This window comes from Melaminivora alkalimesophila (genome assembly GCF_000282995.1).
GTDB classification, from domain to species: domain Bacteria; phylum Pseudomonadota; class Gammaproteobacteria; order Burkholderiales; family Burkholderiaceae_C; genus Melaminivora; species Melaminivora alkalimesophila.
In genome coordinates, this window is sequence record NZ_ALEE01000739.1 from 1 (window position 1) to 1,236 (window position 1,236).

Annotated in this window: 1 pseudogene; it reads right to left on the reverse strand. The window is 72.4% G+C overall.

Annotated elements, in window-relative coordinates:
- Positions 1 to 1,236 (reverse strand): annotated as a pseudogene (locus A612_RS14375) (bifunctional [glutamate--ammonia ligase]-adenylyl-L-tyrosine phosphorylase/[glutamate--ammonia-ligase] adenylyltransferase); the annotation flags it as partial.

The window sequence follows — 1,236 nt, forward strand, 5'->3', positions numbered from 1 at the left end:
CCCGCCGGCAGCAGGCCGGCTGACTCGGCGCGCAGCAGCAGCGCGATGTTGCCGACGTTGTCCTGCAGCTGCGGATGGGCGCGCGAGTGGGCCAGCACCAGGTACTGCACGGCGAACTCGGCGTCCAGCATGCCGCCACTGCTGTGCTTGACCTCGAACCAGCCCGGCGCCACCGGATGGGCGGCGTGCAGCCGCTCACGCATGGCGATGATCTCGCCGGCCAGCGCCTGCACGTCGCGCTCGGCAGTGATGACCGCCTGGCGCACGGCGTCGAAGCGCGCCCGCAGCGCCGGGGCGCCGAGCACGAAGCGCGCGCGCGTCATGGCCTGGTGCTCCCAGGTCCAGGCGGTGTTGCTGCCGCGCTGGCACTGGTAGTCGGCGTAGGCGGCAAAGCTCGTGACCAGCAGGCCCGAGCTGCCGTTCGGGCGCAGCTCGGTGTCGATCTCGAACAGGTCGCCCTCGCCCGTCTTCACGGTCAGCCAGTTGATCAGCCGGCGCGCGAAGGCGGCATAGACCTCGGGAGCGCGCTCGTCGTCGTCATCGAAGACGAAGACGATGTCCAGGTCGCTGCCGTAGCCCAGTTCCTTGCCGCCGAGCTTGCCGTAGCCGATGATGGCAAAGGCCGGTTCCTCGCGGTGGCGCGCCTTAAAGCGCGCCCAGCACCAGCGGCTGGTCACGCGCAGCACGCTGTCGGCCAGCAGCGACAGGTCGTCCGCCACCTGCTCCACCGTCAGCCGCCCCTGCACGTCGCGCGCCAGGGTGCGAAACAGCTCCGCATGGTGCGCGCGGCGCAGCAGGTCCAGCAGGTTCTCCTCGTCGTCCTCGGCGGTGGACACGAGCGCCGCCAGCCGCAGCTCCAGCTCGGCCTCGAAGGCCTCGGGGTCGAAACGTTCGTTCAGGATCGCGCCGCCCGCCAGCTCGTCGATCACCCCCGGGTGCTGCAGCATGTAGCGCGCCGGCCAGCGGGCGGTGCCCAGCAGGTGCAGCAGCTGCTCATGCACCGCCGGGCGCTCCAGCAGCAGCGCCAGGTAGCTCTCGCGGCGCAGCAGCGGCTCGAGCCAGTCGAGCAGCCGCAGCGCCGCCTGCTCGCTGACGCGGCCATCGGCCAGCCAGCGGCCCGTCACCAGCACCACGCGCGCCAGCCGCACGCGCGCCTGCTCGCGCAGCGCCTGCACACGCGCATGGTCCTTCCAGGCGAGCACGCGCTCGCGCAGCGCCGCCGGCAGCTGCTCCGCC